The following is a 7266-nucleotide window of genomic DNA, read 5'->3' as shown; positions in this document are numbered from 1 at the left end:
TGGAGACTGAACTGACGCCTTCGTCGGAACGCCGCCCGGAGCAAGCCCGCTCCCACAGTTATTGCGGCAAGCTTGCGCCTTTCAGCGATTACTCGATGAAAGTAACCACGCCATCCTTCAGCGATTTCACGCGAGCCAGCGACTCGACGCGGTAGCCCTGGGAATCCAGTTCCGCACGGCCGCCCTGGAACGACTTCTCGATCACGATGCCCAGACCCGCGACGGTGGCGCCGGCCTGCTTGATGATCGAGATCAGTGCCTGGGACGCCTTACCGTTGGCCAGGAAGTCGTCAATGATCAGCACGCGGTCGCTGCTGGTCAGGTGACGCGGGGAGATGGCCACAGTGCTTTCGGTCTTCTTGGTGAACGAGTAAACGGTCGCCGACAGCAGGTTTTCAGTCAGGGTCAGGGACTGTTGCTTGCGGGCGAAGATCACCGGCACGCCGAGGTTCAGACCGGTCATGATCGCCGGGGCGATGCCCGACGCTTCGATGGTGACGATCTTGGTGATGCCCGAATCCTTGAACAGCGCGGCGAATTCGTCGCCGATCAGCTTCATCAGGGCCGGGTCGATCTGGTGGTTCAGGAAGGCGTCGACCTTCAGGACCTGGTCGGAAAGCACAATGCCTTGTTCGCGGATTTTCTGGTGCAGGGCTTCCATGAAGCTGTCCTCTGTTGGCGCCTTGTGCGCCCTAAGGTTTTAAAAAAGTGGTCAATTCTAGCGCTTTAACATCGCGCGTATATCAGCCAATGCGCTATTGCCCCGCACGGCTTTGACTTCGGTCGGTGTGTCGTCGTTGCCTTCCCAGGCCAGGTCGTCCGGCGGCAGTTCATCAAGGAAGCGGCTTGGCGCGCAGTCGATGATTTCGCCGTACTGTTTGCGCTTGGCGGCGAAGGTAAACGCGAGGGTCTGGCGCGCGCGGGTAATGCCCACGTAGGCCAGGCGGCGTTCTTCTTCGATGGTGTCGGCTTCGATGCTGGAGCGGTGCGGGAGGATTTCCTCTTCCATGCCCATGATGAACACGTAGGGGAACTCCAGGCCCTTGGACGCATGCAGGGTCATCATCTGCACGCCTTCGGCGCCGTCTTCCTCTTCCTGCTGACGTTCCAGCATGTCCCGCAGGACGAGTTTGCCGATGGCGTCCTCGACGGTCATTTCGCCGTCTTCGTCTTTTTCCAGGGTGTTCTTCAAGGCTTCGATCAGGAACCAGACGTTGCTCATCCGGTAGTCCGCGGCCTTGTCGCTGGAGCTGTTAGTGCGCAGCCAGTTCTCGTAGTCGATGTCCATGACCATGCTGCGCAGGGCGGAGATCGGGTCTTCGCCGGCGCACTGCTCGCGCACCTTGTCCATGAAGCGCTTGAAGCGCGACAGGCGATCGGTGAAGCGGCTGTCCAGATGTTCGCCCAGACCGAGTTCGTCGGTGGCGGCATACATCGAGATCTTGCGTTCGGTGGCGTAGTTGCCGAGTTTTTCCAGGGTCGTCGAGCCGATCTCCCGGCGCGGCACATTGATCACGCGCAGGAAGGCGTTGTCGTCGTCCGGGTTCACGATCAGGCGGAAGTAGGCCATCAGGTCTTTCACTTCCTGGCGCCCGAAGAAGCTGTTGCCGCCGCTCAAACGGTACGGCACCTGGTGGTGCTGCAGTTTCAGCTCGATCAGCTTGGCCTGGTAGTTGCCGCGATAGAGGATCGCGAAATCGCTGTACGGGCGGTCGGTGCGCAAGTGCAGGCTGAGGATTTCCATGGCCACGCGCTCGGCTTCGGCGTCCTCGTTGCGGCAGCGGATCACACGGATCTCGTCGCCGTGGCCCATTTCACTCCACAGCTGCTTTTCGAATTCGTGCGGGTTGTTCGAGATCAACACGTTGGCGCAGCGCAGGATGCGGCTGGTGGAGCGGTAGTTCTGCTCCAGCATCACCACTTTCAGGGACGGATAGTCGTCCTTGAGCAGCATCAGGTTTTCCGGTCGCGCGCCGCGCCAGGCGTAGATCGACTGGTCGTCGTCGCCTACCACGGTGAACTGGTTGCGCTTGCCAATGAGCATTTTCACCAGCAGGTACTGGCTGGCGTTGGTGTCCTGGTATTCGTCGACCAGCAGGTAACGCACCTTGTTCTGCCACTTTTCGAGGATGTCGGCGTGTTCTTCGAAGAGTTTTACCGGCAGCAGGATCAGGTCGTCGAAGTCCACCGCGTTGAACGCCTTGAGCGTGCGCTGATAGTGGGTGTAGACGATGGCGGCGGTCTGTTCCTTGGGGTTGCGGGCGTTTTCCAGGGCCTCGGCCGGCAGAATCAGGTCGTTTTTCCAGGCGCCGATCATGTTCTTGATCTCGTCGACGCCGTCGTCGCCCGCGTATTCCTTCTGCATGATGTCGGTCATCAGCGACTTGACGTCGGTTTCGTCGAAGATCGAGAAACCGGGTTTGTAGCCCAGCCGTTCATGTTCCTTGCGGATAATGTTCAGACCCAGGTTGTGGAAGGTGCAGACCGTCAGGCCGCGCCCTTCGCCGGCACGCAGCAGGGTGCCGACCCGTTCCTTCATCTCGCGCGCGGCCTTGTTGGTGAAGGTCATGGCGACGATGTACTGGGCACGGATGCCGCAGTTCTGGATCAGGTGCGCAATCTTGCGCGTGATCACGCTGGTCTTGCCGGAGCCAGCACCGGCGAGCACCAATAGAGGGCCGCCGACGTAGTTCACGGCTTCTTGCTGCCGGGGATTGAGTCGGGACATACGAAAATTCGGGAGTCGTTGACGAAATGGGCCGGCATTTTAACAGGCTCAGCGATTTGTGCTGCTCTCTCCGACTTGTGACGCAGCACGCGATTCAAATTTGCCGGTTTTGTTACTTTCACGCAGGATGCGCGGTGATTTTGCGGCTAATGTTTGCATTCGTGACACAAAATAACGTTTTGATAACCGTTGTCATTTGGTCATTGGTTGGCAGAACGGCATAATGCCCGCCGCCCACATCTTTGCAGAGTCTAGGGAGTCAGCTTGACTACGCCTGTCGAACCCTTGCGTTTGCTGCTACTGGCCGAAGAGCCAGCGTGGACAGCGTTATTGCGCGAGTGTCTGGCTCCGTTGGGGAGCGCGGCGGTGCTGATCAGCGCGCCGAGCTGGGAGTCGGTCAGCAGTCTGTTCGAAGACAACCGCCATGCGGTGTTGTTGACCGTTCCCGCCTTGCAGCCGGCACCCGGCCGTTGCAGCCTGCCGACGGTGTTGCTGCTGGAGCACGAACCGGCGACCGCGCCCGACGGCGTCAGTGACTGGCTGGTGTTCGATGCCCTCGATGTCGGCATGCTCCGGCGTTGCCTGCGTCATGTTCGCGAACGCGGCGTGCTGGAAAACACCCTGCAACGCCTGGCCGAACAGGACCCCCTGACCGGCATTGCCAACCGCCAGGGTTTCCAGACCCTGCTCACGGCCCGTCTGGCCGAAAACGACGGTCGTGGCCTGGCTCTCGGGCACCTCGATCTCGACAACTTCCGCCACGCCAATGACGCCCTCGGCCATCAGGCGGGCGACCGTCTGATCCTGCAGGTCGTCGCCCGGCTGAAAAGCCAGCTGGAGGCCGGCGATCAACTGGCGCGGCTGGGCAGCGATGAATTTGCCCTGCTGATCGACACCCGCCGCGCCCCGCAACGGGCGGAATGGATGGCCGAGCGCATCACCGAAGCCCTGGCCGAACCCTATTGGGTCGATGGCGAAAGCCTGTTGATCGGTTCCAGCCTCGGTATCGCCCATGCCCGCGCTCAGGGTGGTGCCGATCCGCTGATGTGGCACGCGCACATCGCCATGCAGCAGGCCAAAAGCACCCAGGGCTGCACCTTTCACATCTTCAACGAACGAATCAACCGTAATGCGCGGAGCATGGCCGACCTCGAAAGCGAGCTGCGCCGGGCCTTGCGTCGCGATGAATTGGAGCTGCATTACCAACCGCGCCTGAACATGCAGGACGGCCAGATCGTCGGCCTCGAAGCCTTGGTGCGCTGGCGTCACAGTGAACGCGGCCTGCTGCCACCGAGCGAATTCGTGCCGCTGGCCGAGCAGAGCGGTCTGATCGTGCCGCTGGGGTACTGGGTGATTTCCCGGGCCCTGCGCGACATGCAGGCGTTGCGCGAGCGCGGATTGCCGGCGCTGCACATGGCGATCAACCTGTCGTTCCGCCAGTTCCAGGACAGCCAGTTGCTGCCGACGCTCAGTCGTCTGATCGCCGAGCGCGGTGTCGAGGCGCAGTGGCTGGAATTCGAACTCACTGAAACCGCCGTGATGCGCCGCAGCGATCTGGTCAAGCAGACCATGGACGCCCTTGGCCGCCTCGGCGTGCGCTTCTCGCTGGATGATTTCGGTACCGGGTTCTCGTCGTTCGTGCACCTCAACAGTCTGCCGATCACCTTGCTGAAGATCGACAAGAGCTTCGTCGGGGGCATGGAGCAGCGCGAAGAGAACCGCAAACTGGTGCACGCGATGATCAACCTCGCGCATAACCTGCACCTGGAAGTGGTGGCCGAAGGGGTGGAAACCCGCGAGCAACTGGATCTGCTGCGCGGGTTCGGCTGCGATCAGGTGCAGGGTTACCTGATCAGCAAGCCGTTGCCGCTGGCGGAGCTGGTTGATTACCTGACTTTCGATGCGAGTCAGCAGCCGCTGGAAATCGTCGGCTGAGCCACAAGGGAATCTTCACTCGGTTTGGGCGACACTGAAGCTCTGCGATTGCGGCTCCAGCCGAATCATCCGCTTCATCTTCCATTCGAACGCCAGCGTCAGGCTGATCGCTGCGCACGCCAAGCCCAGTGCCAGCCCCCACCAGACGCCGGTCGGCCCCCAGTGCAGATGGAACGCCATCAGCCACGCTGCCGGTGCGCCGATCAGCCAGTAACAGCCGAGCCCGACCAGAAATGTAGTCTTGGCATCCTTGAGCCCACGAATACAGCCCATGGCGATCGTCTGGGTACCGTCGAACAGTTCGAACCACGCTGCGACCGCCAACAAACTCACGGCCAGACGGATGACCTCGGCAAACGCCGGGTCGCTGTGATCCAGGAACAACCCGACCAACTGGTTCGGCAGAAACCAGAACACCATCGCAAACCCCAGCATCACCACTGCACCAAAGACGATGCCGACCCGCCCGGACATCCGCGCATCGCTCAATTGCCCGGCGCCGTAATGCTGGCCGACGCGCATGGTGATCGCATACGACATCCCCGCGGGGACCATGAATGCCACCGATACAATTTGCAGGGCAATCTGGTGCGCCGCCAGTTGGGTGCTGCCCATGGTGCCCATGCACAGCGCCGCGAAGGCGAACAGCCCGACTTCCACCGCGTAGGTGCCGCCGATCGGCAGACCCAAGCGCCAGAGTTCTTTGAGGTACTGCCGGTTCGGCCGCGACAGGCCTTCGCGCAATGGGTACGCGTCGTAGGCCGGATGCCGGCGAATGTGCCAGGCCAGCGCCAGTGCCATGCAGTTGGCGACGATCGCCGTGACCAGGCCGATGCCCGTCAGCCCCAGTTTTGGCAGGCCGAACATGCCGGTAATCAACGCGTAATTGAGCAGAAAGTTGGCCACCGTGCCGGCGAGGCTGATGACCATCACCGGCGTTGCCCGGCCAATGGCGCTGGTGAAACCGCGCAAGGCCATGAAGCTCAGGTAGCCGGGCAGGGCAAACGGCAGAGCAATCAGAAATTGCCCGGCAGCGTTGACGTTGGTTTCGGTCTGGCCGAACAGCAACAGTACCGGTTTGAGGTTCCACAACAGCAGCCCGGCACCAAGCGCCATCAGCCACGCCAGCCACAATCCGGCCTGGGTCAGTTTGGCGGCGCCGAGAATGTCGCCGGCACCCTGACGGATCGCCACCAGGGTGCCGACTGCCGCGATCACGCCGATGCAGAAGATCGACACGAACGAATAGCTCGCCGCACCCAGACCGCCGCCGGCCAGTGCTTCAGGACTGAGGCGGGCCATCATCAGGGTGTCGGTCAGCACCATCAGCATGTGCGCCAACTGCGAGGCGATCAACGGCCCCGCCAGCCGCAGGATGGCCCGGAGTTCGGTACGCACAGGACGCTGCATGGTGTTCACATCCGTATAAAAGAGGAAGCAAGAGACCGTCGATTCTCAGGGTTTGGCGCGGGTTGCACAAAGGGATAAAAAGGATGGGTGGCATGATTAAAACTCATCCAGGAGCAATTCTGCTAAGTTGGCGCAATCCCGCCATTGGAGCGTTGTGTATGTCTCGTCGTCTGCCTCCCTTGTATGCCCTGCGCGCATTCGAAGCGGCGGCACGCCACAGTTCGTTCACCCGCGCCGCCGAAGAATTGTCGATCACTCAGAGTGCTGTGAGCCGGCATATCCGGACGCTGGAGGAGCACTTCGCCTGTCGGCTGTTCCATCGCAGCGGACGCAACCTGCAACTGACCGAATCGGCGCGCCTGTTGCTGCCGGGCATCCGCGAGGGTTTCGCCGCATTGGAGCGAGCCTGCAATACCTTGCGCGCCGAAGATGACATCCTGCGCATGAAGGCCCCGTCGACCCTGACCATGCGCTGGTTGCTGGCGCGGCTCAGTCGCTTCCGCCATTTGCAGCCGGGCAATGAAGTGCAACTGACCAGTGCGTGGATGGATGTGGATTCGGTGGATTTCAACAACGAACCCTTCGATTGCGCGGTGCTGCTGAGCGACGGGCATTTTCCGCCGGACTGGGAGGCCAGCCTGCTGTTTCCGGAAGAGCTGATTCCGGTGGGCGCCCCAAACCTTTTGCACGACCAGCCCTGGGATGTGGCGCGACTGGCCAGCGCCGAACTGCTGCACCCGACGCCGGATCGCCGCGACTGGCGCAGTTGGCTTGAGCACATGGGGTTGTCCGATCAGGTGTCGCTCAAGGGCGGGCAGGTGTTCGATACCCTGGAGCTGGGAATGATCGCGGCGGCGCGGGGTTACGGTGTGTCCATGGGCGATCTGTTGATGGTGGCCGAGGATGTGGCGCAAGGTCGCTTGAGTCTGCCGTGGCCGACCGCCGTCGCCAGCGGACTGAATTACTACCTGGTGTGGCCGAGAACCCGCCCGGGAGGTGAACGTTTGCGCCGCCTCAGCGACTTCCTGCAAGGCGAAGTGCGGGCCATGGCGCTTCCGGCGGTGACGCGCTTGAGCTGAAACGTTCGAGCCGCCACAATGCCGGCCTTGTGCCATAACCCTGCTATTCGCTCAAGTATTCGGTTCTACCGCCGAATACGTGCATGTGGAACCGTCGTGCCGGTCTCCACGATT

General features: G+C 61.6%; 5 protein-coding genes. 2 read left to right on the top strand and 3 right to left on the bottom strand.

Annotated features, from left to right (window positions below; genetic code table 11):
• Positions 1-88 precede the first annotated feature (88 nt).
• Together ACW9HX_RS08215 and rep are read right to left on the bottom strand one after the other, a co-directional pair.
• Positions 89-661, bottom strand: a complete 573-nt coding sequence (locus ACW9HX_RS08215; protein ID WP_008086064.1) for a xanthine phosphoribosyltransferase — start codon at positions 659-661, stop codon at positions 89-91.
• Between the two features lie 57 nt (positions 662-718).
• Positions 719-2728, bottom strand: a complete 2010-nt coding sequence (gene rep / locus ACW9HX_RS08210; protein ID WP_085731399.1) for a DNA helicase Rep — start codon at positions 2726-2728, stop codon at positions 719-721.
• Between the two features lie 264 nt (positions 2729-2992).
• On the opposite strand from rep, the gene ACW9HX_RS08205 reads away from it, so the two are divergent.
• Entirely contained in the window at positions 2993-4663 is a 1671-nt protein-coding gene (locus tag ACW9HX_RS08205; protein ID WP_457380199.1) for a putative bifunctional diguanylate cyclase/phosphodiesterase, read from the top strand.
• Positions 4664-4678: 15 nt separating this feature from the next.
• Here the strand turns inward: ACW9HX_RS08205 and ACW9HX_RS08200 are convergent, their stop codons facing one another.
• Positions 4679-6073: a NorM family multidrug efflux MATE transporter gene (locus ACW9HX_RS08200; protein ID WP_457380198.1), complete on the bottom strand. Its 1395-nt coding sequence runs from the start codon at positions 6071-6073 to the stop codon at positions 4679-4681.
• 158 nt (positions 6074-6231) lie between these two features.
• Between ACW9HX_RS08200 and ACW9HX_RS08195 the strand changes: the two genes are divergently transcribed.
• Positions 6232-7152, top strand: a complete 921-nt coding sequence (locus ACW9HX_RS08195; RefSeq protein ID WP_457380197.1) for a LysR substrate-binding domain-containing protein — start codon at positions 6232-6234, stop codon at positions 7150-7152.
• Positions 7153-7266 lie beyond the last annotated feature (114 nt).

Source organism: Pseudomonas sp. SDO52101_S400 (assembly GCF_054071635.1).
This window is presented reverse-complemented; position numbering and strand designations above follow the sequence as displayed.

Coding starts and splice junctions, on each gene's coding strand:
- ACW9HX_RS08200 (WP_457380198.1), bottom strand. CDS start 6,073: ATGCAGCGTCCTGTGCGTACCGAACTCCGGGCCATCCTGCGGCTGGCG.
- ACW9HX_RS08195 (WP_457380197.1), top strand. CDS start 6,232: ATGTCTCGTCGTCTGCCTCCCTTGTATGCCCTGCGCGCATTCGAAGCG.
- rep (WP_085731399.1), bottom strand. CDS start 2,728: ATGTCCCGACTCAATCCCCGGCAGCAAGAAGCCGTGAACTACGTCGGC.
- ACW9HX_RS08215 (WP_008086064.1), bottom strand. CDS start 661: ATGGAAGCCCTGCACCAGAAAATCCGCGAACAAGGCATTGTGCTTTCC.